Source organism: Paraburkholderia sp. GAS42 (genome assembly GCF_050436565.1).
Lineage (GTDB): Bacteria > Pseudomonadota > Gammaproteobacteria > Burkholderiales > Burkholderiaceae > Paraburkholderia.
In genome coordinates, this window is the sequence record NZ_JBNDML010000017.1 from 98,271 (window position 1) to 124,646 (window position 26,376).

The 26,376-nt window shown below is 54.8% G+C and carries 20 protein-coding genes; 12 read left to right on the forward strand and 8 right to left on the reverse strand.

Features of this window, described 5'->3' with window-relative positions; all coding sequences use genetic code 11:
- Positions 1–294 precede the first annotated feature (294 nt).
- From P3T16_RS23870 to P3T16_RS23880, 3 genes are all read right to left on the reverse strand, one after another.
- Positions 295–1,779 (reverse strand): PLP-dependent aminotransferase family protein, encoded by a 1,485-nt coding sequence (locus P3T16_RS23870; protein ID WP_429344137.1) that lies wholly within the window; start codon positions 1,777–1,779, stop codon positions 295–297.
- Between the two features lie 933 nt (positions 1,780–2,712).
- Positions 2,713–3,432 (reverse strand): TetR family transcriptional regulator, encoded by a 720-nt coding sequence (locus P3T16_RS23875; protein WP_429344138.1) that lies wholly within the window; start codon positions 3,430–3,432, stop codon positions 2,713–2,715.
- A gap of 719 nt (positions 3,433–4,151) precedes the next feature.
- Positions 4,152–4,613, reverse strand: a complete 462-nt coding sequence (locus tag P3T16_RS23880) for a nuclear transport factor 2 family protein (protein ID WP_429344139.1) — start codon at positions 4,611–4,613, stop codon at positions 4,152–4,154.
- Between the two features lie 876 nt (positions 4,614–5,489).
- On the opposite strand from P3T16_RS23880, the gene P3T16_RS23885 reads away from it, so the two are divergent.
- The 4 genes from P3T16_RS23885 (at position 5,490) to P3T16_RS23900 (ending at position 10,091) form a co-directional block, all read left to right on the forward strand.
- Positions 5,490–5,849, forward strand: coding sequence for a hypothetical protein (locus tag P3T16_RS23885; protein ID WP_429344140.1), 360 nt, complete (start codon positions 5,490–5,492; stop codon positions 5,847–5,849).
- A 26-nt stretch (positions 5,850–5,875) separates the two neighbouring features.
- The gene (locus P3T16_RS23890) at positions 5,876–8,182 is read left to right on the forward strand and encodes a N,N-dimethylformamidase beta subunit family domain-containing protein (protein WP_429344141.1); all 2,307 of its coding nucleotides are present in this window, start codon (positions 5,876–5,878) and stop codon (positions 8,180–8,182) included.
- Between the two features lie 221 nt (positions 8,183–8,403).
- Positions 8,404–8,865 carry a nuclear transport factor 2 family protein gene (locus tag P3T16_RS23895; protein WP_429344142.1) on the forward strand — a complete coding sequence of 154 codons (462 nt, stop codon included), beginning with the start codon at positions 8,404–8,406 and terminating at the stop codon, positions 8,863–8,865.
- 224 nt (positions 8,866–9,089) lie between these two features.
- On the forward strand, positions 9,090–10,091 hold the full coding sequence (locus tag P3T16_RS23900; protein ID WP_429344143.1) for an NADP-dependent oxidoreductase: 1,002 nt from the start codon (positions 9,090–9,092) through the stop codon (positions 10,089–10,091).
- A gap of 124 nt (positions 10,092–10,215) precedes the next feature.
- Here P3T16_RS23900 and P3T16_RS23905 read toward each other — a convergent pair whose 3' ends face one another.
- Together P3T16_RS23905 and P3T16_RS23910 are read right to left on the reverse strand one after the other, a co-directional pair.
- On the reverse strand, positions 10,216–10,659 hold the full coding sequence (locus P3T16_RS23905; protein WP_429344144.1) for a hypothetical protein: 444 nt from the start codon (positions 10,657–10,659) through the stop codon (positions 10,216–10,218).
- Between the two features lie 950 nt (positions 10,660–11,609).
- Positions 11,610–13,112 (reverse strand): PLP-dependent aminotransferase family protein, encoded by a 1,503-nt coding sequence (locus P3T16_RS23910; RefSeq protein ID WP_429344145.1) that lies wholly within the window; start codon positions 13,110–13,112, stop codon positions 11,610–11,612.
- 414 nt (positions 13,113–13,526) lie between these two features.
- On the opposite strand from P3T16_RS23910, the gene P3T16_RS23915 reads away from it, so the two are divergent.
- The 7 genes from P3T16_RS23915 to P3T16_RS23945 all read left to right on the forward strand — a co-directional run bounded on the left by P3T16_RS23915 (position 13,527) and on the right by P3T16_RS23945 (position 21,797).
- Positions 13,527–14,843, forward strand: a complete 1,317-nt coding sequence (locus P3T16_RS23915; protein ID WP_429344146.1) for an urea ABC transporter substrate-binding protein — start codon at positions 13,527–13,529, stop codon at positions 14,841–14,843.
- A gap of 9 nt (positions 14,844–14,852) precedes the next feature.
- Positions 14,853–15,722 (forward strand): ABC transporter permease subunit, encoded by an 870-nt coding sequence (locus P3T16_RS23920; protein WP_429344147.1) that lies wholly within the window; start codon positions 14,853–14,855, stop codon positions 15,720–15,722.
- Entirely contained in the window at positions 15,704–17,653 is a 1,950-nt protein-coding gene (locus P3T16_RS23925; protein WP_429344148.1) for an ABC transporter permease subunit, read from the forward strand. Before P3T16_RS23920 ends, P3T16_RS23925 begins: the two co-directional genes overlap by 19 nt.
- Positions 17,637–18,368, forward strand: a complete 732-nt coding sequence (locus P3T16_RS23930) for an ABC transporter ATP-binding protein (protein ID WP_429344149.1) — start codon at positions 17,637–17,639, stop codon at positions 18,366–18,368. Before P3T16_RS23925 ends, P3T16_RS23930 begins: the two co-directional genes overlap by 17 nt.
- Positions 18,369–18,433: 65 nt before the next feature.
- Positions 18,434–19,888, forward strand: a complete 1,455-nt coding sequence (locus P3T16_RS23935) for an amidase (protein WP_429344150.1) — start codon at positions 18,434–18,436, stop codon at positions 19,886–19,888.
- A 191-nt stretch (positions 19,889–20,079) separates the two neighbouring features.
- Positions 20,080–20,862 carry an aldolase gene (locus tag P3T16_RS23940; RefSeq protein ID WP_429344151.1) on the forward strand — a complete coding sequence of 261 codons (783 nt, stop codon included), beginning with the start codon at positions 20,080–20,082 and terminating at the stop codon, positions 20,860–20,862.
- A gap of 41 nt (positions 20,863–20,903) precedes the next feature.
- Positions 20,904–21,797 (forward strand): dihydrodipicolinate synthase family protein, encoded by an 894-nt coding sequence (locus P3T16_RS23945; protein WP_429344152.1) that lies wholly within the window; start codon positions 20,904–20,906, stop codon positions 21,795–21,797.
- 626 nt (positions 21,798–22,423) lie between these two features.
- On the opposite strand, the gene P3T16_RS23950 is transcribed toward P3T16_RS23945, so the two are convergent.
- Genes P3T16_RS23950 through P3T16_RS23960 form a run of 3 tightly spaced genes read right to left on the reverse strand, consistent with a single transcriptional unit; the run spans position 22,424 to position 25,225 of the window.
- Complete coding sequence (locus tag P3T16_RS23950; RefSeq protein WP_429344153.1) at positions 22,424–23,275, reverse strand: MFS transporter; 852 nt, start codon at positions 23,273–23,275, stop codon at positions 22,424–22,426.
- A gap of 8 nt (positions 23,276–23,283) precedes the next feature.
- Positions 23,284–23,748, reverse strand: coding sequence for an MFS transporter (locus P3T16_RS23955; RefSeq protein ID WP_429344154.1), 465 nt, complete (start codon positions 23,746–23,748; stop codon positions 23,284–23,286).
- Positions 23,749–23,779: 31 nt separating this feature from the next.
- Positions 23,780–25,225 carry an N-acyl-D-amino-acid deacylase family protein gene (locus P3T16_RS23960; RefSeq protein WP_429344213.1) on the reverse strand — a complete coding sequence of 482 codons (1,446 nt, stop codon included), beginning with the start codon at positions 25,223–25,225 and terminating at the stop codon, positions 23,780–23,782.
- 155 nt (positions 25,226–25,380) lie between these two features.
- Between P3T16_RS23960 and P3T16_RS23965 the strand changes: the two genes are divergently transcribed.
- The gene (locus P3T16_RS23965; RefSeq protein WP_429344155.1) at positions 25,381–26,277 is read left to right on the forward strand and encodes a LysR family transcriptional regulator; all 897 of its coding nucleotides are present in this window, start codon (positions 25,381–25,383) and stop codon (positions 26,275–26,277) included.
- Positions 26,278–26,376: the final 99 nt, after the last annotated feature.

The following is a 26,376-nucleotide window of genomic DNA, read 5'->3' on the forward strand; positions in this document are numbered from 1 at the left end:
GACGGGACCAATCATAAACAATCTATTCCTCGGCCGCTTGCTAACACTCTCGGAGCAGCCCGAGGGGATGAAATTTCTGTTGCCAGATTGACGCAACACCGAGCAGTGCACCTAAGGCAATGCAGGAGTGAGCGATGCTGCTCTGCAGACGAGCTCCAAGCCCGAGGAGCGCATTCAACAAAGGACTGAACGACGATGAGCTCATCGAACAATCGCAAGAAGCCTGCGTACCCGCACAGCGTTCCGTCAGCACGGCAAGTGATAGGGACCGATTTCCAGGAACCGGGACTAGCCTCAGTCGAGGAGCTGCCGAAAGCCATGCATCGCGGCTGCAGCCTCTCTAGGGTCTTTGCTGCCAAACCCCAGTCGAAGACCACGTCTTTCGCTGTTTCCAACGATGAACGACTCTGAGGTCAGAAGATGAAATTGTCTTGATAGCGCCTTCAGTTGGACGGTTGCAAGGTCCATCGGATCGGCGAACTCGACCCACATAGCAAGCCCCCCCTCTGGCACGACAAATCGGATTCTGTCTTCAAAGTGGCTCCGCAATAACGCGACAAAGCCTTCCCGTCGGCTCCGATAGATGTTCCGTGCGCGTCGGATGTGCCTCTGCAGTTCGCCGGTTTCCATCAGGTCTGCGACCGCCGCTTCAGTCGCCATATCGCCATGACGATCGAACGTCACGATCTGTTTCGCCATCGCGTCGATTGTCGGCTTGCTCGCGACGATGTAGCCAAGTCTGAAACTTGGTGCCAACATTTTCGAGAATGAGCCGACATAGACCGTGTTGGACAGCGAGAAGCCCGCTATCGCAGGCAACGGCTTGGCATCGAAGTTAAACTCGTTATCGTAGTCGTCTTCTATGATCGAGAACTTGTACTGCTCGGCAATAGACAGCAGCTTCAGCCGGCGTTCCGGCGACAAGGTCACCGTCGTCGGATACTGATGCTGCGGCGTAAGGTAAATCGAACTGATCGCCTCCTGCTTGCAGAGATATTCGAGGTGGTCCACGTCGATGCCCTCTGCGTCGAGGCGGACGGGACACACACTCGCGCCAGTCATTGTGAAAGCGCCGACTACAGGTGGGTAGCTGAGCTCTTCGAGGGCGACGCGCTGCCCGGGCGTGACCAGCGTGCGCGTCGTGAGAAAGATCGCCATCTGGCTCCCGCGCGTGAGGCATACATTTTCAGGCTCCACCGCAAGGCCACGATGAGATTTCAGCATCGACGCGATGGCCTCCCTCAATCTCAAAAGACCACGAGGGTCGCCATATTGAAGACTGTTGGAGCGTGAAGCAGAGATCAGGGAGGATCTGTACGACCGAGCGAGCGCCTCAGCTGGCAAGAGACGAGAGTCTGGCGCACCATCGTCAAACGATAGGGAGCCCACGCCTGTAGTGACCATCGGCGAGTCGGTGATTTCGTCGCTGATCGCGTAAAGATGTCGGATGTTGCCACGCGTCGCGAGTGATGGCGGCACATCCCCGTCGCCGTCATCTTCGGGAAGCACCGTCGACACAAACATTCCGCGCTTGGGATCCGACGTCAGCCAGCCTTGCGCTACTAGTTCATCGTAGGCATTCGTCACAGTTTTCCGGTTGATGCCTAAGTCGACGGCTAGCTCTCTGGAACTCGGCAGAACCGCCCCGGGAGAGAAGCGCCTCCGTCTGATTTCCCGGATCAGAGCGTCGACCAGTTGATGCCAAATCGGTGTTTGTAATTGCCGATTCAGCGTGATGGCAACATTCTGCTCCCAGTGCCTGATTCCCGATATGCTCATTCGCTTCAAGCCTCGCGACTAATTTTGAATCCGATTCTCCCCTGTGGCTGTCCGTTCGTTCGACGGGAACGTTCTAATAGTCAAACGCCGCGCAGGTAGGTGGGGCCCCGACGTTGTCGGCCGTGAGGTGTTATTTGAACCACCATCGACGGTGATGCTTGCCGAAGCTTCAGTGATACCGGTCGAGCTTGTCTGCTCCGTGTGGATGCTCGCGCATCACAAACGCGCAGCTCAAAATGTCCTTACCGTCTTGACCTACGAGACGTGCTTCCTCGGGTGCCTATGGCACCCTCAAACATACTTCGACTGCAGCATAGTCAACCGGCGATCGTAACCTTGCCGATGTTGACGGTAACACCCTTGACTTCGAATACAACCGTAATCAGGCGATTCACTTGCTCGAACGGGTTTCCCGTTTGAACAGCCCGCGCCAGGCACCTGCCGGTCTCCTTTGCGCCTGTTTATTGGTGCCGCCCTATCTTTCATACTCACGGTATGTAAAAAGTATATCGACGATTTACGGGTGTCAAGCAGCCGTTTCGTTCGACCCGAAAAATTACGCGCCTCGCATGAGAGGCAAGTAAGCCTCTCATGCGAGGCAGAGCGGGGGGCGGCTAACCTGCCTCGCGACGCCTAGGTTCCCCTGCACAAGCTGACGCCGGACCTCGTGTGGTCCTCCGCTGGGCCTCCGATACAGCTATCCCTGCGGCGCCACCCCGCGTCATTCTACGAAGAGTGGATTCGTCCGTAGCTCTGCTTTCGGCGGTCGCGCGGAAGCGTGAAATGCGCCAGTTACGCGGTCTCGTTTGTAATATCAACGGAATACTGAAGCTATGCGTTTTGTGATTTCCTCGGCAGCGGCCAATGCTTTTGCAACCGTTACGGCCACGGACGCACACTGTATTCGACGGGGAGTCGATATCAGACGAGCACTTATTTCCGCAGGCCTCGCAATAGCACCTCGACTTGGCGTCCCATGGCGACTCTCGCCCGTTCGCGATCGTCGGCCCGCGCGGTGACCATAATGCCTTCGCACATCGCGCCGAAAAGGAGATAGGTCAACGATGCGACGTCGTTCGATGCGAGTTGGCCTTCAGCGGCCGCCGCCTCAAGACCTGTGCGGAAGAGTTGGACTGAGGAGTTGGACTCGATCTTTCGCACGACCTCCCAACCCAAGACCGCCGGTCCATCGAGCAGATAGATCTGGCGCAACGCCGGATTAAGACACGCGTCTAGAAGGAGCATGCATTGTTTTTTGAGTCGGCTCCAGGCATCTGGAGCGCCGGCTGCTGCGGAACGGAGATGCTCCGTCAAGGCTCGCTCTTCGATCTCGAACACGGCTCTGAAGATGCCCGATTTGCTTTCGAAATGATGGTAGTAGGCACCTTTCGTGACTCCGGCGTCGGCGACAATCTCGTCGATCGAAGTCGCCGCATAACCACGGGTCCCAAACATCTCTTGGGCCGATTTCAGTAGAAGAGCCCTGGTGGCGTCCGATCTTTCCGCTTGTGTCCGCGCTTTTGCCATCGACGATTTCACTACCTGACGATTTGAAATTTCGGCATTTTCAACTTTTCCGTCGGAGAAGGTTTTACCATGCCGTCTGCTTTGCCTGTCGAGGCCCTCGACCGTGAGGGCGACGTTTTCGACCATTCTACATTCTCGCGAACAGGCTTGGCCGCATCCATGAGAGGCCATGTCCTCGAGACGCTGTTTCGCACAATCGTCCAACGCGTTTCGACGTAGGGCTGGCTGGTGAGAAATGATTCGCCGTCGATGCGAGCCAGATCGAGCCGGAAAAGAAACGAACAGCGCTCTGCAGCTGCTCGCGCGAACATCGATGGAAACGATCTTGGCCGGGATCCCCATAGTGCACGAGTATCTCGTCAAGCAAGACGGGTCGGCTTGGTGCGCACGCAGTGAGCTCAAGAGCAGTGGTGTTTGAACACGCTGGCCTGGACGATTGGACGTTCGATTCACGAGGGATGCTCGCGAAATGGCCACGACATCACCATGACTAAGATCTGCGTGACTTCGCGACGGCAGAGGAAGAAGGTCGAGATGTTCGTTGTGCATCCTTGTCATGCTGAAGATGCGCTCGATGCACCTTTATGCCTCGAAGGGCGCCCCTCTGTCGCCAAAGGGGCGCACATTCAGGATCTCATAACGTTCCGAGAGACCGCCCGCGTATCGATGAGGTTCTCGTTTCTGCACGCTTAGCGCGTTGCGCGTGTGCTCAGATGAAAAGCACACCTATCTTCCCCCGGCCGATGAGATCGCGGCCGTCCTCGGGTCAGGCGGCGTCAAAAATGATTCTGCTGACGTATGCTTGAAGAGTGGCGAACGTGGTTGAAAAGTCCTTCACTCTTCAATCAGCTTCTTGCAAGGCTGCGAACGAACGCATCAGTAGGAACGGCGGCGGCGCGGCAGACCGATGCGGCATCGAAGAGAAATAGCTCGTAGTCACACCGTTCGTCACGGAACGTGAAGTCCATGAACACGGGGACGGTGACGCGCTTGCCGTTGGCCTTATGCCCCTCAAATTCCCCAGTGAGGGTAACCGAGATCTTACCAAGCACAAGGATATGCCCGTTGTGCTCCCACTGGTTGTCCAAGGACACCGAGTAATCAGGAAAGATCTTGAAGAAGGTAGTCAGAATATTTCTCAGATTCGTCTCACCTTTATAGACACCATCAAAGCAGGGTATGTCTAAAACCATCTCGGGGTGATAGAGGCGCATCGCCTCGTCCAAATCCTGGCGACTCTTGGCTGCACCAAGCTTTGCCAAGACCTCTGCGTTCGTCAGTTGCTTTCCTGCGATAGAGACTTCCATAACGCACCTCCGTTGATGTTGCATTGTGGCCAACTGGCCGCTGCCTCGTTCGACCGCATAAATACTGTGCGTGACCACTTGGCAGAATACGTACTCGTCTGAATCCCCCCGCTACGTGATGCCGGATCTCTCCACGTCCTCGGCCTGGTGTGAGTGGACCGTTTGCATACTGCAAGTATGTAACCAGGCGCAGCTCGATGTCAACGTCGATGGCCCAGGGTATCCCCGCTAAGCGTAGCGAGACACTTTGCCGCTATCGGGCCAGTTGTTAAGGACCGGGTTCTGAGTGGATATCAAGAAATTCAAGTCCGTCTCATCTACTGATAGGCGCGTATTCGACGAGCGACGACGCAAAGCCGGAGCTGGCGAGTGCCGGCGAGCCGAAGAGCCCGCAGAGGTGGCCTGGTACAGAATCGATCGCTTTCGTTGCCGCGCCGCTTGCGCGCGAGATAAGTGCTCCACGAAGCGTTCGTATTCGGTGTGACGAGAGTAGGCCAGCAACTCCGGGCGAGCGGCGTCCGCGCTCTACAGGTCAAGCGGCGTCTGCCGGCTCGCTCATGTCGTTAGGACCGGACCGTCACTCGGTGGGTTATTGCCGAAGCTGAGCTTAACTTGACACCGACATATTTCTCCAGCGCCCGGCTGTCAGATGATTTCGTTATCAATTATGGAACTCATCTGTCGCCATGCGCAGGCTGGACCCCAAAGTCTTTCCAAACTGGCCCGCGCGCGTCCGTCGAGTGCTTGCAATGATGATGTCTGGATGTGTGTTCGCTTCCAGTGTCGAAAATAGCTTGGCAGTTTTAAAGACTGTCTGCTCCGTTGGTCGGTACTGAATACGCAACCGTGTACTCTCATTATCTATACGAGGCTCGTATGCGATCGTCCGACGTTCAGGTCAAGAATCGAGATTTGGTTTACTACGAACGATATCTGAGAATACAGCGCGAACGCGCTCGCAGGCTGGTTCGCGAAGATCTTATTGAAGAGCATCGGCTCAAGCCCCTCGGACACCACAGCGATGCACTGGCGCGGTTGGCTTTCATTCTAGGAAATGGTCCGCACGCGGGGAAATACGCGATACGCGTCGTTGAGCCATTCAAGGCATACAAGATCGTGAGTTTTTCCGGGGTGCGTGGCGTGCCGCCAACTACCGTGGATGAAACGACCTATGCGTCACCAGATGAGGCTTATCACGCAATCTTCTTGCGGCGGCTTGCTGACATCACGCGCTAATCGATACCCGCCAAAGGGAAAACGACATGTTTACCAAGATTTTCGGATACGCAAACAAGATTTCAGTCCGGCCAGGCGAAGACATCGATGTCTTTGTGAGTGCAACTGGTGCGACCACCGCAGAAGCGCAACTCGTTCGACTGATTCATGGCGACGAGCATCCTTCAGGGCCCGGGTTCATGGACCGGGAGATGGATTGCGTCGCCAATGGAACGTGGGAGGTTCAAAAGCAGCGTACGCAAGTTGGCTCATACCTCACAGTCAGCGACCCGGATAATAAATTAGACGATCTCAAGTCTTTCACGCTCTTTGCGTTTGTATATCCCAGCCTGCCCGTAACAAGGGAGATCCAGACGATACTTGGACGCTGGGACTCCACATCGAAGGAAGGGTATGGCCTTGAGATCAGCGAATCCGGAAGTCTCATGTTCCGCTGGAACACATCAAAATCGAGGGGCGAAATCTGTGACGACACTGCGCTTGTCGCGAAGACCTGGTATTTCGTCGCAGTTACCGTCGATCAAAAATCGAAGAGTGTAACGCTTCACAGGAGAAGTGTCGTTACCCGATACAACAGTCTGCTGAGCGCCAATGCGTTTGCAAATTTAAGTCCCGCTCATTTTTCCGTCGAGCTTCAGGAACCCATTGTAGTGCCGTCTGCCCGTTTTTTGATTGCCTGTGCAGATGTTTCGCTGTCAGCGGACGAGCGTTGGACCGCCCAACATCTTCACGGAAAGATAGATCGGCCGGGAGTGCTGTGGCACGCCGCGAGTGCAGCGGAGCTTACGAGTCTTGCGAGCGGAGAGGCGCCTACGACGACTGAGGGGTACATTTACTGGGACACGTCAGTGGGGTATAGCTCGTCTGGGATTGGCCAACTGGTCGTCGACACCGGTACCTTTGGAATCCACGCACAAGGCGAGAACTATCCAGTGCGCGGACAAACGGGTTGGAACTGGAGCGGCCGACATGATTCTTTTCACACGGGACCTCATGAGTACGGCGGAATCGAGTTTCACGCTGACGCCGTGATTGACTGCAAGTGGAAATTGACGAAGCGGGTCACTCTCCCATCCGGGCTTACAAGCGGTGTTTATGCTTTTCGGCTTCGCATCCATGATGGCCGAAAAATGAACGAAGAATACGTAGTGTTCTTCGTGCGAGCGAAATCGCCGAAAGCAAGACTCTGTTTCCTTGTGCCCACACAGAGCTATCTCGCCTACGCCAATGAGCATTTGTCTTTGGACGCACCGAGCATTCAACCCATGATGGGGCAGCCGCCTATCGTGGACGATGTAGATATCGCAATGTACGAGGACCCGGAGTTTGGGTATGCCACGTACGATGTATATGCGGATGGCGGCGGAGTAAGTTACTCGTCGTATTTACGTCCGCTGTTCACAATGCGGCCAAAATATCGAATGTCATCTATTGGAACCCCGTGGCAATTTCCGGCGGATTTATCGATAGTGGCGTGGCTTGAGCAGAGCGGGATCGACTGGGAACTCATTACGGACGAGGATCTGCATAAAGAGGGTTTAGCTGCGCTACAACCCTACAAATGCGTAATGAGCGGAAGTCATCCGGAATATGTTTCCGAGGAAGTCCTCAACGCAATCGAAGACTACGTGGGCGAGGGTGGCCGCGTGATGTATCTCGGAGGCAATGGATTTTATTGGAGCGTCACTCTGGATGCTGCTAATCCCGCCGTAATGGAGGTCCGCAAGCTGGATGCGGGACATCGTTCGTGGAATGCTCGCCCAGGCGAGCACTTCCTTGCTCTCAACGGACGCAAGGGCGGATTGTGGAAGCAACTCAACAGACCTCCACAGAAGATTTTCGGGATCGGAAGCATTGCAGAAGGATGGGAGACTGGCCAAGGATACACAAAGATGCCGGACAGCAGCGATCCTGCATTTTCATGGATGTTTGAGGGGATCGCAGAAGAGATTATCGGTGACTTTGGCCTTGCGCATTCCGGTTCTGCGGGCTTGGAGCTGGATCGATACGATCTAAGCAAGGGTACGCCGCCACACACTCGGATCTTGGCATCGTCCGGGGAGCACAGTGACAACTATGTAGTGTTTCAAGACGAAATTTTCTATATGCAGCCGGGTCTCACTGGAACGTACGATTACAGGATCCGCGCAGATATGACTTACTTCGACACGAAAGCAGGCGGCGCAGTTTTTTCCGTGGGTGCGATCTCGTTCGGGCAGGCACTCCCTATCAACGGCTTTGATAACAGCGTCTCGCGGCTAGTCGGAAATGTCGCCAGGGCGTTCCTGGCGGACAAGCCGCCAAGCACATTCATCGACGAGAATTTTAAATAGCGAGCGCTGGGACGAAGAGCTATGTCTTGAATTGGCGTCTGCAAAGTGCTCGCGTCTGCAACGATCGTTTCGCTCGTCTCCCTATTGCTCTTGCTGGTGAACTCCGATGCCGCCTGAGCGACGCGGTGTTGGTTAATCAGTACTGGGAATTATATTTTGCGGTTTGCCGAAAGTAATTGCTTCGAGTCGGTAAACTCCGCACCACTTAACAGGAGATTCGGATGACCTCGCCAAATGCCCCGAAGGGAAAGCTCACGAACGATGAAGTTCTGGCCATTCTGTCAGCAGCTGTAAGTCGTCAGGATACGGAAGAGGCGTTGAAGTACTACCACCGAGAAATGGTGCTCGATGTTCCCGCCTTCGGGAGTGTCTACCGGGGAACCGCAGAGATGCGGACCTTTCTCAACAAGTTCTTTGCGGTATTTCCAGACTACACGATTACGGCCGACGAATCGTGGAAGAAGGACGATCACACGATGGTGCTCGGCAAGCTTTCGATGACCGTCGCCGGCGAATACGAAGGGCATAAGCCGAATGGCAGGCGAGTGACTGTCCCGGTTTTCATGGACCTCACGTTTCGCGATGAATGCACTGACTATGAACTATTTCTGTTCGATATCGCATCGATCTGTCGTGCGTCGGGAATCCCGACCGATGCCTTCGTCCGCCACATCGCCGGCTGAACTTGCGACGGAGGCGTGGCTTTTGACAGATGTACGTCGCGTCGATGGAAGGGCGCTAGCGACAGGCTTGTCCGGCTGGACGCGCATTCGGAGTCGCGTCGACGGGGAAAAGGTTGGTTTTTTACTGCTCGAAGACACTTCGCATCGGTCAACGTCGATCGTAGAGTCGAAGCGTTTGTGGCTTTGAGATTTGATTATTTAACAGGAAGAGGAACGGAGGAAATATGTCAGATAAATCTCAGACGATGCGTGCGGTTCAGCTATCTGAGTGGGGACGTGCCGACACGTTGAAATTGGTAGATGTTCCGCGCCCGGAGTTGGTCGCTACGGAAGTCTTGGTTAAGGTCAAGGCTGTCGGACTTAACCCGATCGACCCGGTCACTATTGACGGAGGCGGGTACATGAACTTCTTGACCCTCCCTTATATCCCTGGCTGGGACTTCGCCGGCGTGGTAGAAGAAGTAGGGTACGGCACGACCCGTTTCAAGGTGGGTGACGAAGTATACGGCATGCCTTGGTTTCCGCGACCGGGAAACGCATGCGCTGAATATTTGACAGCACCGTCACGTCACATCGCGCTGAAGGCCAAGAACATAACTTTCGAGGAAGCGGCTGGGCTTCCCTTGGCTGGGCTAACTGCATATCAGATGATTGTCGACGGTGCGCGAGTCAAGAAGGGCGACAAAGTCCTCATTAACGGAGCCGCCGGCGGCGCTGGCCATCTGGCTGTCCAGATCGCAAAGGCTCTGGGAGCGCACGTTACTGCCTCGGCCAGCACTTCGAAGCTTTCCTTCTTGAAAGAGCTTGGGGCCGACCGAGTAGTTGACTACACGAAAGTGAACGTCGAAGACGAAGTCAGCGGCATGGATTCGGTGATCGAACTCGTCGGTCAAAAGACATGTATCCAGATGCTCAAGACGCTCCGAAAAGGTGGCGTCCTGGTCAGTGCGCATCACTATCTGGTTCCAGGTCTGGCAGAGGAGGCGGCGAAGCTTGGCGTCCGGGACTCCTGGTATCTTGTGGAGCCAGACTATACCGCTCTCGAACAGATGACAGCATTAATCGAGAGCGGCAAGATGAAGATCAAGGTGTCCGAAGTCTTTGCGTTCGAAGATGCGCCGAAGGCTCTGTATGAGATGGCCCAGCGCCACTCGACGGGCGTGATAATTACATCCAAGAAGGAAGACGACCGCCATTCCACAGGGAAGATGGTCCTGAAACTGTAACGCTACTGCCAGTGACCGAAGTCTGAAAGACAGCGTGACAACACGAGCTAATCAAGCGCTGTCGTATCTGTGGAGGTGTTTGAAGCGGCGGTGATGATCGCCGCACAACGATCGGAGCTTCTGATTAGAGCAGTGCCGTTCGACGGCAGAAGTAATGATCTCGCAATTCGAGGACGGATCGAGCAAGACCACGATTTCGTCCGCCTTCTGGTTTGAAAGGACCGTCGATGAACTGAATCATCTCGCACAGCGAGCATGCGACCGGATGCAACCGGACGTCGCGACAACTGGACGAGAGACACGCTGTCGGAAAGTTGACGGTCAGACTGTTCTTACGCGTAACTGAAACAATCAAACGGTTCCGACGCTGGCTTGAATCGACCTTTCGACTGGGGCAGGGCTGGTGAACTAGCCGTTGTGAAGACGCTGGTACCAGTTCCTGCTCAGGACTGTCGTACCCAGCGTCGATATAAGTAACATCGTATTGATTCTCAGCAAGCGCGCCGCGAAGCGTGCATAAATCTTCAAACAGTACATGTCGAAAAACAGCCGCGTTTTTGGAGAGCATGCTGATTCCTTTTGTTTATCGAAGGTGCAATCTGCACTGAGACGATAGCTGACAGATCGAGGACAGTCCAGCAGCGCGCCAATCACGCTGGATAGGGCGGTGCGATGTATTGAGCGATGCTCTCAGATTGCTCCCCCCTTCGTCCTGTTTTCGATGAAATCGCATGCTACCGTTGGCAATCATTTATCTCCGTCTCTGGGTCGACGAGGTAGTGCGGACGTAAAGCTGCAGACCACGCCAAGACGAATCGCCTGCGTAAAATGTCAAGGAAAGAATTGTCGGCAAAGATCCCATGGCAGCCTGCACTACGCGGAATTGTGCTTTATCGATCCATGCCCTCAGCGTAGCGCCTTTCCAATACCGGTTTATCTCTCCGGCCGCGATCTGAATGCGCGCAGATGGCTAGGTCATGCCAGCGCGTCTAGCCGGGCGTTCCAAACGTCAGTGGCTCATGGAAGATATTTCCATACAGGCCCATCAGGAAGCGAGCCTGCTTCTTGTCCGGTTCACTCTAAAATTCGAAAGAGTTGAGGACGCGCTCGGAGCGATCTCGCGGTGGGGGGCTAAGCATCGCCCGCTTGGCGGCAAAAGGCGATAATCTCTACGAAAAGAGCGATCCCGACCAGTGTGCGCGACATTGGGACGCTCTCTGGTCTCCAGCATGACTGGCACAGATATCGATATCGGACTCGGCTAGACGATCGACATTCTTGCTGGTCGCTTTGCGTCAGTCCCAGACCGCCTGTCGGCCCCACGGTGCTTTTCCCTGGCAAGCAGATCCGAGGCAATTGCGTTTAGTATGGTCCTAATGACGCTATCCACAAACGCCAGGAGTCCGGATTCGAAAACGACAAAACTATTCCCATGCATATCGTAGAGGCTTGTCGACCGCTGATCACCGTTGAACGATTAACGATACCGGTGGATGACTGCGCCGTAAAGATCACCCGTCACAATAACTGGTGACAGAGAGCGTTATTGAGCCGCTCAATTCCAGACTTGAATTCACGTTCGTTCAGGCTGGCAAACCCGAGGCGCAACCCGTGCACGGAGTGACGATGGTCTGCGAACGTTGAGCCGGACAGAATTTTCACCCGCGCGTCGCGCGCATTGTCTTCAAGTAACTGCATGTCCACAGTTTTTCTTAGGGTAATCCACAAGGCTAAGCCACCTATGGGAACTCGCAAGGAAGCGTGTTCCCCAAGGGTGTCCGACACTGCTTTCACCGCTGCATTGCAGCGACCCTGATATACCTGTGCTGCGTGGCGGATGTGTCGCCTGAGTTCGCCGCTTTGCAGTAGGTCAGCGACAGCACGCTCGGTGACCGAGTTCCCTTGACGATCAATGAGAACAATCTCATTGGCGATTCTCTGGACGATAGAGGGAGGCGCAACGACGTAGCCAATTCGCAGGCCTGGAGCAAGAATTTTGGACAGAGACCCGACATAGATGACCTTGCCACGTCGATCAACACTGGCTAAAGGTTGCATTGGATTGCGAGCAAAATGAAATTCGTGGTCGTAATCGTCCTCAACGATAACAAAGCCAAGCTCGTCCGCTAATTTCAACAACTGCATGCGGCGCTCGAGAGGCATCGTCACCGTCGTCGGATACTGGTGATGTGGAGTTAAATAGATTGCCTTGATGTGATGTTGCTGGCAAGCAGCAACCAACGACGTCGGCACCATTCCAAACTCATCCTGCTCGATGCTGACAATCGCGGCACCGCAGGCACGAAATGCCTCCCGCGCGGGAGGGTAGGTCAGCGTCTCAAACGCGACTGAGTCGCCCGGGCGAACCAGGATGCGAGCGGCAAGATAGATACCCATCTGACTTCCACGAACGATGCAGATACTGCTCTCGTCCGCATTCAATCCTCTTTCTATGCGTAGCATTGACGCCAGTGACAATCTCAGCGCGGGCAAGCCTCGCGCATCCGCGTAGCCAAGTTGATTTCCGCGAGCAGATTCGATCAGCGCGTGCCTGAACGCCCGCGATAGTGCGCCAAACGGAACGAGACGCGTGTCCGGTGCGCCATCTGTAAAGTCAATGACTCCTTCTGCAGCGGAAGCTGGCAGCGGCTTGTCACTCCCATATGCGTGATATGCCGGATGTGGCAACGTGCTGCGGACCAGTCTGCGTGCGGGTTCGCTGTTCCCATGGACATCGGTGTGTGGCAGCTTTGATGATACGAAAGTACCCCGTCGGCCCTCGGTCGTGAGCCAACCTTGGGCTGAAAGCTCATCGTAAACCGTGACAACTGTCTTACGATTTATCGAGAGAGAAGCGGCAAGCTCCCTGGATCCAGGCAAGGGAGTACCGGGTCGAAGGAGTCCGGCGCGGATCTTTTCTATGATCTGACGCCCGATCTGAACATTCAAGGGGCGCGAAATGCTCCGATCAAGCGCGATCTTGAACTCCCAGTTTCTCAGTGCATTCTTCTGCTCGGACATACTTATCTCCGCGTTAGCTTTAATCCTGGACCCCTGAAGTCAAAAAAACTGGACTACCTGTGGGTCCAAAGTACGCATAGCATTCATGACAACGGATGCGCAGTTCCTGACTTTGGATTCTGCATCCAATCCAGCTCTTTCGGCAGGATTCGGGCTCTGAATCTATCCAAGCCTAGTTTGGAGGCCCCGAACGGGCACGATGATATACATCCTGTGACGCTTTTGATCGAACAAATTATTCTTGTGTGGTAAGTATAACTATTTAGTTACAAGAAAAAAGCGCGTGCTCAAACTATGTGAATTTGGCTATTTCGAGAGCTAAGGCCTGATGTGCGAGTTTCGTAAACCAGAGCCTGAGAGACATTCAGTAGGAATTGGCGGTCGAACTCAACATTGAATAGGGACGATCAGGTCATGAAGAATTACCAGTCCAAACAGAAGCCATCAAGAAAAGCAGTAGACGCGACTAACTTCAAATCTGGCCTGACGCGCCGAGACCTGTTGAAACTTTCTATGGCTGGGATAGGTGCGGCAGCCGTGGGAGTTCCTCTCGTAGGGAAGGCAGCTGACGCGGGAGATGGAGCCATTCATGCTGCAAGCATGTTTGACATGACCGGCAATCTGAACATCTACGGTGTTCAGGCAATGAATGTTTCAAAATATGCAGTTGACGCGATAAATCGTTCAGGTGGCGTCCTCGGAAGAAAGCTCGTTCTGCACACTTACGACACACAGTCGAAGATTGAGCTGTATTCACGGTACGCGCAGGAGATCGGATCTGACGATCGCATCGCGGCAGTCGTCGGCTGCTTCACTGGCGCATCCCGGGAAGCTGCTCGACCGGTGTTGAGCAGATATGGAAAGATCCTTTTTTTTCCGACTATCGACGAAGGCGGAGAGTGCGACAAGTTCACGTTTATGCAGGGCAGCGACTGCATTCAACAGGAAGCCCCTTTGATCGAATGGGCAACAAAAAATGTGGGGAAGACGTTTTATGTCGTGGCTGCAGACTACGTTTATGGTCATGTAGCTACTGCGTGGACTCAGTCGCTCGTCAGCAAAGCAGGAGGATCAATCAAGGCCGTCGAGTACGTGCCGCTCGACGTGTCTGATTTTGGTTCGACAATCCGGAAAATTCAAACTGCCGCACCTGCGGTGGTAATGTCGAATCTCATTGGAAATAATCATATTGCTTTCTATCGGCAGTTTGCAGCAGCGGGCCTAAACAAGTCCATAAAAATCATTTCACCAACTTTCGGGCTCGGCAACGAACAACTGGTCTTAACGCCAGAGGAATCGAGCGGTATCGTGGTCGCTTATTCATATTTCGAATCTCTGAACACGCCGGAGAACAAGAATTTTCTGGATGGGTTCAAGAAGATGTACCCCAACGCGGGACCGATCTCCGATCCGCCGGCGCAGGTCTGGAACGGCTGGCAGCAATGGAAAGTTGCCGTCGAAAAAGCAGGCTCAACGGACACAGCCAAAGTTGTGGCGGCCCTTGAATCGGGCGTTCCGTACGTCGGTCCTACAGGCAGAGTTTCCACAGACGGACCATCGCATAGAAATATCCAGGATATTCATCTGGCTAGAGTGTCTGGGCAGCACGGCTATGAGATCCTTCAAACGTTTGGCCAGATTAAGCCATCGCGAGAGGTCGTAGGTGCAGGCACCTGCGATCTGACAGGCAAAGACGCATCCTCGCATCGGATGATCAATCCGAAGTTCTAGGAGAGTGTGATGTCAGCGTTGCTTGTGATATGCCTGTCCGTCCTCACGAGTGTATCGATTCTCGTGCTTATTTCGTTAGGTCTTGCATTGATCTTCGGTCTGATGAAGATTGTGAACATGGCCCACGGCGAATTTCTCATGGTTGGCGCCTTCACGGTTGTGACACTCGTGCGGCTTGCTAGTTGTCCTCTGTGGCTGTCCATTGTGGTTGCCGGGCTAACGAGCGCGGTCGTCGGTGCAGTAGTGGAAGTCACATTGGTACGCCCGCTGTACAAGTTGCGACTAGTAGACACTCTTCTTGTCACCTTTGGTTTAAGTCTTGTTCTTTTTCAGCTTGCAGTCGACCTGTTTGGAACTACATCGCCGGGCATAGCGACTCCGCTTGGAGCCGCCAGCTTCGGAGGCTACTCGGTGTCGATCTATTCGGCTGTCGTTTTACCGTTAGCAGCATTGGCAATGGTCGCCGCTATTTATCTCATTTTCACACGGACCAGATACGGCCTCTTGGCCCGTGCTACCGCTCAGAATCCAGAAATGGCCAGCGCACTTGGCGTATTTGCTCCTCGTGTCAATCTTATTACGTTCTCGCTGGGATGTGGACTCGCGGGTTTGGCAGGCGGACTGATCGCCCCCGTTATCGCGGTTAGCCCTGCAATGGGGCAAACCTACGTTGCTCAGGCTTTCATGGCTGTTGTTACTGGTGGCCCAGCGTTCCTGGTTGGCACAGTTGCATCGTCTGTTCTGCTAGGAAGCATTGCCAACGTTGTGTCACAACTGCTCACAACTCTCTGGGGTGTGACAGCGCTTCTTGTTACGGCGATGGTCATCATCCGCTTCATGCCAGGTGGTTTATCAGCCTCATGGCGCCGCAAGTTCTGAGCCATCACGAGATAGAGGAATTTATGCAGATCCGTCAGAACTTCCGCGATGCTCACCAGGCTGATTCCGCTGGCATAGACTCGGACGTTACTTCATATCTGGACTGGCTACGCTTGGCAACGAGACGCGGGCTTGTGTGTCCCATATTGCTAGCAATAGCGGCGATTGTCCTGATCCCGCACATCGGTGTGGCGTTGCAACTTAAAAGCGTGTTGTGGCTCAGTTTTGGAATTGTTGCTCTTAGCTTAGATCTGGTTTGGGGGAAGGCCGGAATATTCAGTTTCGGGCAAAACGCGCTGTTTGGTGTCGGCGCATACGCGTATGCTGTCGCAGCGGTTAATTTTTTCCCAGTGACGCACGAAACCGGGAGCTCGGTGATCGTCGCTGTACTGGCGTCTGCGGTATTCGCTGGCGCTATGGGTTACGTGCTGTTCTATGGACGGATCGGAGACGTATATTTTGCTATCGTGACGCTCGCAGTTACCCTGGTGTTCTACACCGTCATGTCTAGCACCTCGGGCCCTGAATATCACATCGGCGAAGCGCTGTTGGGTGGATTCAATGGCATTCCTTCAGTGCCTTCGATAGCTCTCGGCCTTCCTGGAAACGCTAATAATGCTGAGTTCGCGCCGCCGCAACTGCTCGCATTCGCGATATGCCTTGCTGCACTGTTGTACGCAGCGGTGAAATTCATAGTGACTGGCCGGTTCGGCCGAATGTTGGCCGGGGTGCGCGAAAACGAGCTCAGGATGGAATTGCTGGGTTATGACATCCGACTGTTGAAGCTTACTGTGTTTGTAATTAGCGGTGGCATCGCCGGGGCCGGTGGAGCTTTGTTCGCAGCTTGGGGCACCTTTGTTAACCCATCTCTCTTCAGCCTATCTCAAGCGGCATTAGTAGTTATTTGGGTCATGGTGGGTGGTCGCGGGTCGTTACTCGGGTCCTTCGCGGGCGTCGTGCTCGTGCAGTGGATCTCGGACTCTGCGGATGCCGTGATAAGTGAGCAAACTCCGCTCGTGCTCGGGCTGTTGCTAATTGTAACCGTTCTCCTCATACCATCTGGCGTCCTTCCGTCATTGGCAAAGCTAGCTCGTCGCGCAGTGCGCACCCGGCGTAATGGAGACGAAGGAAAATCGCACACGGCGGCGCTAGCCAATCTTTCGAGCGATACGCAGATGGCTTTCGATGACCTCGACGTTACACCTACGTCGAAAGGCAATATGCGTGCCATCGAAGTGAAGAAGAACTTCGGCGGCATTTCTGTGCTTCGTGGTGTGACCACGGATTTCGGCGGGCCAGGAGTCCATGTGGTGATTGGTGCGAATGGCGCGGGCAAGAGCACGTTCTTTGGCGTATTGACCGGACGCCACACGGCGACTAGCGGATCAATTGAACTGGATGGCGTGGAGGTGACCACGTCTCCGACCTACAAACGCGCCCGAAGCGGTTTGGGCATCAAGACCCAGGTTCCAAGTCTCTTTCCCGGGCTGACCGTTGCAGAAAATCTCGCGCTCGCTCGCTATCGGTCGACGGCTAAGCATCCATCGCCGCATGTCAGGAGCACGCTTGCTACTGTCGGTCTGCATCTCAGGATGGACGCGGTGGTATCGAAGCTGGCACACGGCGAGCAGCAATGGCTCGAGATCGCCATGGTGCTCACGCAAAATCCGTCGGTGATCCTTCTTGATGAGCCTGCAGCCGGGATGACGGCGGAGGAGCGTTTGGCCACTGTCGCACTGATTCATCAGCTTGCGAAGAGCCATACCGTGGTCGTGGTGGAGCACGATATGAATTTCATTCGCGCACTCAATGCGCCAATTTCAATGCTTCATCAGGGGGCAATCTTTAAACGGGGCAGTTTCGACGAAATTACTGCTGATGCGACTGTCATCGACGCCTATCTGGGGAGAAAACATGCTACTCAGCGCTAGAGATGTCTGGTCTGGGTATGGTGATATCACCATCCTTGAAGGAGCTGGAATCGATATCGACACGGGCGAGACAGTAGCTGTGCTTGGTCGGAACGGTGTAGGCAAGACTACATTTGTGCGCGCGCTGAGCGGCGCGTTGCCCTGCAAGCGTGGTTCAATCCGCCTCGAAGGGATCGACATCACGACGCTTGCTGCACATGAGCGAGCAAAACGAGGAGTTGCATACGTGCCCCAAGGCAGACAGATTTTTTCCCAGCTCACGGTTATGGAAAACATTCTTGTCGGCGCATACGCCTCAGGTTTCGAAACTACTCGCGTTGCGCGCCTGATCGACGAGCTACTCAGCTACTTTGAATCATTGAAGCCAAAATTGAAACATCTTGGCGGGAGCCTGAGCGGTGGGCAACAGCAACTCCTCGCGCTGGCACGTGCGTTGATCACAGAGCCGAAGGTGTTGCTGCTCGATGAACCGTCTGAAGGCATCCAGCCGTCGCTTCTGGATGATATCGCGGATGTCCTGAATAGAGTATCTGTCGGCCGTGGACTTGCGATCCTACTGGTAGAGCAAAACCTTGACTTCGCACGAAGATTAGCCACCCGTGGTTACCTGATGGAATCGGGAAAAATCAAGCGGGAAGTCAAAATTGATGAATCCTCGAACGATCGCGAATTGGAACGTGAGTTGTTCGGTGCTGTTGCTCCTGAAGGAGCTTGAGTCCGGGCTGGTGCGAAGTCGCGCCGGCTGCTTTTACCTGATCGCTAGCTATTAGGAAAGAAATCATGTCCACGCTTTTGAAAACCTCTGAGCATGCCACTTCAGAACTTCACTATGTCAGTGCAGAGGAAGCAATTCGAGGCTTTCGTGACGGCAATTTTTCACCTGTTGATTTGATGAAGGCAGTCATTGCCCGGTGCGAAGCCGTGAATCCGGTCGTCAATGCGATCACGAATCGCTTTTACGAGCAGGCGCTGAAACAGGCAGAGGTGGCGAGCGAGCGTTATCGCTCAGGCGCAGATGTTCGTCCGCTTGAGGGCATCCCGCTTGCGATCAAGGAGCTGCACCCAATGAAAGGTGTGACGACAACGTGGGGTTCGAAGATTTTCGAAGGGGTTCCTGCAGATCGGACATTGCCAGCGGTTCAACGGCTACTCGACGCAGGCGCGATCATGCATATCCGGACAACCACGCCCGAATTCGCGCATTGCGGCCACTGCCACAGCCCCTTATACGGCATCACCCGAAACCCATGGAACCAAGAGTACAGCAGTGGTGGTTCGTCTGGCGGCTCAGCGGTCACGGTTGCGGCTGGTATGACAACAATCGCTGAGGGAGATGACGGTGGAGGCTCGATTCGCATGCCTTCTTCGATGTGCGGAACTGTCGGGTTTAAGCCTTCATACGGCCGCATTCCCGGTTTGCTGCTTGACACGATGTTCGAGTCGATCATCCATATTGGCCCGATCACCCGGACAGTGGGTGACGCTGCACGAATGGTCAATGTTATGTCGGGGCAGGATCGAGACGACATTACGAGTTTGCGGGATCGAATGGATATTCCAACGGATCAAGCCGCCGGCGGAAGCATGGAAGGAGTGCGCATTGCATTCTCTCCGGACCTCGGATACTTCGAGATTGACCCCGAGGTCGCGCGCAATACGAAGCTCGCAGTCGAGAAGATGGCGGCCGCCGGCGCAATTGTGGAAGAGGTCGATGTGGGTTGGAGTGATCTGACTTATGACGCGTGGGTCACGCACTGGGAAGGCCTCTTCGCAACAATTGCGCACCAGCACATACCGCAGTGGCAATACAAGATGGATCCGTTTGTGCGTAAGTTGCTGGAGAAGGGGCTTGGGCATAGCGCTGTTCGAGTCAAGCAAACGGAGATTGTTCGTTCGCAGATGTGGAAACGTCTGTCGCCGATTATGGCGAACCACGACGTTCTGGTCACGCCGACGCTCGCGTTGCCAGCCTTGAAGGCTGACCACAAGAACGACGATCCTGGTTTCAGCATCAACGGTAAACCGGTTGACGCATTTCTTGCGTGGGCGCTGACGTATCCGTTCAATCTGCTTAGCCAGTGCCCGGCATTTTCGCTGCCTTCCGGATTCAGCAGTTCGGGCGTTCCCACAGGCGTTCAGCTCATCGGTCGCCCGTTCGAGGACGCAGCAACGTTTGGCGTCGCACGCGCATTCGAGGCCCTGGCTCCGTGGTCGCAAGCTCATCCGGATCTTTGATGCGGACGGTGAAGAGTTTGCGTTAGCCGCAGCAGGCTCGCGTGTAGACACCCGCCGGAAGTGCATTTGTGACGGCCCGACGCAGAGGGCGTCAGACTCTACGTTGGGTCGGGCTAGAACAGGTTCTCAGGCCCAGTGATGCGCAGCGTGCGGAGTGACTGGGAAGTACCAGACCTATTAGAGAGTGACATATGGCTAAAACCCTTCAATTATCGAAGACTGAACTTGTCGCTCGAGCTCTTTCGCAGATGGACAGCGAATTGACGGACGAGCAGTGGTCGACTCGCCAGAAGTTGGCACTAACGTGCCGCATTCTGTTTGAGGGAGGGCATGACTCCGGGCTGGCGGGACAAATCACCGCACGCGCTGAGCAGCCTGAGACGTTCTATACGCAACCCTTTGGCCACGGATTTGATGAGATCACGCAGCAGAATCTGCTGGTAGTGAATCAGGATCTCAAGACTCTCGATGGAAAAGGGATGCCCAACCCGGCAAATCGCTTCCACACCTGGGTCTATCGAGCTAGACAGGATGTGAACTGCATCATCCACACCCATCCGCGATTTGCATCGTCACTGTCGATGCTTGAGGTGCCCCTCGTTGTATCGCACATGGACCTGTGTCCGCTTTACGACGATTGCGCGTTCCTGGAGAAATGGCCCGGGGTGCCAGTCGGCAATGAGGAAGGGGAGATTATTTCCGGTGCGCTTGGCGACAAGAGGGCGATTCTGCTGGCGCATCACGGCATGCTCACTACAGGAAAAACGGTCGAGGAGGCGTGTGTGCTCGCGCTTCTTCTTGAGCGGGCGGCACACATGCAACTGACTGCGATGGCCGCTGGCGAAATCAAACCTATCGATCCCGAGCTGGGACGTGAAGCTCACGACTGGATATCAACTCCGAAGAGACACGCGATAGCATTCAGCTACTACGTTCGTCGAATTTTGGGAAAACATGGCGATTGTATTGAATAAGTATTGTTGCGATTTTTTACCAAACTATCAAAGGAAAAATCATGTCTATATCGAAGTTCAGGGGCATTATCGCGTACCCAATCACACCGTTTCATCCGACCGACGATGGCATTGATGTAAAGAAGCTAGAGCTCTCGATTGAACGGTTGATTGCTGATGGCGTCCACGCAATCGCACCACTCGGTAGTACGGGAGAGAGTGCGTATCTTTCAGATGAAGAGTGGGATCAGGCTGCGGAGGCTTCGATCGTGCAGGTGGCAAAACGAGTTCCAACGGTAGTTGGGATTTCGGACTTGACTACGCGAAACGCAGTTCGTCGTGCGAAATTTGCCGAAAAATTGGGCGCTGACGCAGTCATGGTATTGCCGATTTCATACTGGAAGCTGACAGAGCAGGAAATCTTCGAACACTATGTGAAAATTGGAAAATCGGTGAGCATTCCGATTATGGTCTACAACAATCCAGCGACAAGTGGCATCGACATGAGCCCGCAGTTCATCGCACGCCTAGTCCGTGAAATCGACAGCGTGACGATGGTAAAGGAGAGCACTGGTGACATTCAACGCATGCACAAACTCTACCAATTATCCGACGGCGGGATCCCTTTCTACAACGGGAGCAATCCTCTGGCACTTGAAGCATTCGTCGCAGGTGCTGCCGGATGGTGTACCGCTGCCCCTAACCTGATCGCAAATCTAACGCTGCAGCTGTATCAAGCAGTCATCGAAGGGAAGCTTGATCGTGCGCGCGAGGTGTTTTATCAGCAGTTGCCCATTCTGGAATTCATCCTCAAAGGTGGTCTTCCGACTACGATCAAGGCAGGGCTTCAGCTTGCAGGCTTTGACGTCGGTGTTCCACGTGCGCCTCTGGCTGCACTGTCGGGAGAAGGACGAAACACACTGAAACGGTTGCTTGACCAGGTATCGTCGAGTTGACGTCTTTCCCCGTCCTCAACCTTGGAGTGTCGCGCATACGCGAAAGAATGACGGGGAATTATTATTAGCAACGTTCCGAATTTCTATTCTCTCGTACGCTAGTCGGAAATAGTTTGACGCGCGTCTTCTGGAAGAAAATGCTCATCGGACATAACGCACTTGAGTCGTTAGTGTGGAACGATTTGCTGTAGTTGCCGTCGATCGGCCTGTGGCCGGGCAGTTTTTGCGTCCGTCGAGATTCTCCCGCGCCTATATGTTCGTGGTCGATTCGGCTGACCGCACGCATACATCTGGGATGTTGTCATCACACAAATTACCGAAGAGGGCGACCGACATATCGGAACGCGCTTCATCTTCGTTGCATCAGCCGACCCGTGTGAGGCAGTTTGATATGCACGGTCCGATCTCCATGCAGCTACCGCTTATGCGTGCCCGCATTGCGGTGCACTGCGACGCTCCGGCGTTCGGTACGTTGATGGAGTGAAATATCAACGTATAGGCACTGCAAGACGCGGACAGCTTGAATCGACGGATTTCGTTTCCAGATGCGCAATTCATCGTTGCCCTGAAGGACGGAGTTTTGTTGCGATTTCCGGGATAAATCTATTTCCTGTCACTGGAATTAGTCAGCCAGCAGACATATAACGGCGAGGAATTGCCAGAATAGGCAGCCCTGCGACGAACAATGTCAATGCCAGCAACCCTACGCCTGCAGCCGTATTTCCGGTGATCTGCTTCAGAAGCCCCATGGTAGATGGGCCGACGAAACCAGCGACTGACGCGCCAACATTCACGAGACCAGCTCCACCAGCGGCGGCCGAGCCCGTGAGAATTCGGGAAGGCAGACTCCAGAACATGGCGAGGGTGCTCATGATTCCGGCCACGCCGACAGTCAGGCACGCAATCGAAGCAACTGGTAATGCATAAGTGGCGACGCTGCCGAGGAGTGCAACACCACCGATGAACACGGGGACGGCGGTATGCCAGCGCCGCTCGCCAGTTCGTACAGAGTGCTGCGCGTTCAGTACCATTGCTGTCGCCGCGACCAGGTAGGGGATCGCGCTGATAAGCCCAGTCTGGGAGTTTGTGAGGCTGCCAAACGCTTTTATCATCGTTGGCATCCAGAACACGAGACCATAGTTGCCGATGTTATATAGAAACGACGTGGCGATCAGCAACCAGAGTGTCGGTTCTTTCAGTGCGGGTAAAAGGTTCGCTTTCTTGCCGATTGACTCCTTGGCCAGTTCCGCACGGATGATAGTGATCTCAGGCGCGCTGAGCCACTTTGCGTCCTCGATGCCGTCGACGATAACGCTCTTCAGGACGATGCCGAGCACTACTGCTGGCAGTCCTTCTAGGAGAAACATCCATTGCCAGCCATGCAATCCGTATCTTCCGTGGGTCGCGTCCATAATCCAGCCAGACAGCGGCCCTCCAACGATGACCCCCAGCGGCATTGCCAGAAACAGCAGTGACATGACCTTGCTCAGGCGGAATGACGGGAACCAGATGCTGAAGTAGGCGATGACGGCCGGGAAGAAAAACTGGCTTCCGTCAAACCAAGCAGGAACCGCACTGCATAGAAGGTCGATTGATTGCTCGTTAGCAACGTGAGAATGGAAACGATGCCCCAGGTGAACATCGAGCCCGCAAGGCAAGCCCTCACTCCGATTCGCTTCACCAGATAGCCAGCCGGAACCTGAAGAAACAGATAACCCAAAAAGAACAGCCCGGCGCCAATGCCATATGCGGCCTCGCTCAGGTTGAGCTCGCTCATCATCTGCAGCTTCGCAAAGCCGACGTTCACGCGATCGAGATAACCGAAGAAATAGCAAAGCAGGATGAGCGGAACGGTACGGATGGCGAGTTTCCGGTAGACGGCGTCTACCGAGACGGTCGACGTGCTCGCTGCGGCACCGTGTACGGTCGCCGTGTGATTCTGGGTGGCCATGACTATTCCGTGTGGATGTGGGCACTGCAATTCAAATCGCGTCGGCGGTACGACGCCGCAAAGCGCGCCCCGGCCGGGCGCCGGTGAATTCTCCAAGCTGAAACACTGGCACGCCATTGACGATAACGTGCTCGATGCCTTCAGGCCGGAGCGTCGGGGCTGCAAAAGTCGCGCGGTCCAGGACGCGTTCTGCGTCGAAAATCACGAGGTCGGCGTATTTGCCAGTTGCAATATGACCTCGACCCATTAGACCAAACTGCTCGGCCGTTAGGCCAGTCATCTTTCGCACCGCCATTTCGAGCGGAAACAGCTTCAGCTCGCGGGAGTAATGTCCCAACACGCGAGGAAACGTACCCCATAGCCGAGGATGTGGCGCGGTATCGTTAGGAAGACCGTCCGAACCAACCATGGTCCTCTCGTAGGAGAAAATTCGCTGAACATCGGCCTCATCCATTACAAAGTAGATGGCGCCCGCAGGCTTTAAATCCTCAATGGCGGCATCGACTGATCCGTCATACAGCGGCAGAATGTCGGCGAAGTCCTTTCCTGCAAGTTCTGGATGCGGGGTGGACCAGGCCAGCATTACACGAGAGGACTGCCGAATGCGGTCTGCACGAAGCATCGTGGAAGTAGCCGGATACGGGTGGCAATCGAGGCAGAGCGGCTGCAGCTTGCTCTGCTTATGGATAATTTTGAGCGTCTCGACTGACCGTCCGTGATTATCTTTTCCTGCGACCTTGTGGTGCGAAAGCACCACGTTTGCACGGACGGCTCGCCCAATCTCAAACGCCTCTTCGAGCGATGGGATGATATCTACTGTCTCATCCCGGAGATGAGTCGCAAATACACCGCCGTTTCGACGGATGGGCTCGAATACTTCGATCAACTCCCTTGTGCTAGCCGCAGCCGCCGGCGGATAGAACGTGCCGGACGAGACGCCGATGGCTCCTGCCTGTAAGGCTTCCTCGACGTCCGCAGCCATCTTCGCGATCTCGTCGGCATTCGCGGGACGCGACAGGTCTTTCATATGCCGCACGCGCAGGGTCGAGTGACCAACCAGAGCCGCAAGATTCACGGCCGCCGGATTCTCATCGACCGCATCAAGGTATTGCGCGAACGTATCAAAGCAGAAGGCGCTCGGGAGACCCAGCAGGTCAAGTGGCTGTGGAATGGCGTGCGATCGAAGCGGGGCGAGGCTGATGCCGCAGTTGCCACCAATAACGGTAGTGACACCTTGGCAGATCTTCGGCAGGACGTCGGGGTGGCTCAGCAGGTATGCGTCGTCGTGTGTATGACTGTCGATGAAACCCGGAGATACGACCTTGCTGGTCGCGTCGATGACGGCCTTCGCCGTTGAGTCAGACAGGTCGCCAACGGCTTCTATGCGGTCGCCGCAAACGCCAACATCTGCGCGAAAGCGAGCCTCGCCGGTACCATCAATGACGTCCCCGTTCTTGATGAGCAAATCGAAATGCATCAGTGTCTCTTTCGCGGTTGTGGCGGCAGCAAGGGCGGAAAGACGCGGGCAGCCGAGCGTTTTGCCGCAATGACAGTTTCGTTTCAGCGACAATGGTTGTTCCACAAAAACACCGCGTCCAATGCCGGTCACTTAGGGATTCATGCGAAAAAGCTATGAAAGTCGAAAACTCTGAACTTGAGGCATTCGTGGCCGTCGCAGAGCTAGGCAGCTTCCAGCGGGCAGCGGACAAGTTACATTTAACGCAACCAGGGCTGTCACGGCGCATCCAGAAGCTCGAACAGACGCTCGGTGTCGAACTTCTGCACCGCACGACGCGCAGCGTCACGTTGACCGGCGTCGGGCGCCAGTTCCTTCCCATGGCAAGACAGCAGATGTCGCAGTTGGGGACAATGCTGTCATCAATTCGGGAGATAGCCGAGAAGCGGTTCGGAAAAGTGCGGCTATCGAGTATTCCGACAGTCGTGATGCGGATGTTGCCAGACGTTCTACGCAGCTATGCCGAAAAATATCCCCAAGTCGGGGTACAGATATTCGACGGAAATCACGACTTTGTCCTGGGTCAGGTTCGCGCCGGGCTCGCTGAGTTCGGGATCAGCATGGACCCCGGCGATGACGAAGATTTGAGCTTCGAGCCGTTATTGACGGACAGCTATGTGCTTGCGGTGCATCGCGACGACCCCTTGGCAGAATCTGAGAGACTGTCGCTGGACGAGTTAAAAAACGTGCGACTCATCATAGGCGGCCGCGACAGTGGAAACCGGCTACTGCTGGAACTTTTGCTTGGTCACGAATCAATCAGTCTTCGTTGGTTTTACGAGGTAGAGCATATATCTTGTGTAGTTGCATTGGTTGAGGCCGGACTCGGATGTGCGATATTGCCGTCCTTGGTCTTGTCGGCGCATCCGAGCTCAAGCATAAAGACGGTGCAGATTTCAAATCCCGATATTCGACGAACGATCGGCATCATTCGGCACAAGACAATTTCTATGTCAGCAATAGCTAGCGATTTTTGTGAAATATTCGCTCGCTCATGGGGGGCGATGTACTAGAGATTTGTCAACTGGACGCGCGAGCTGCTCGAAGGAGAGCGCAGGAGTCTCGCAAAGGCCATTCGCCGGCTCAAAGGCCTGCTCGCGGTGCGTCCGCAG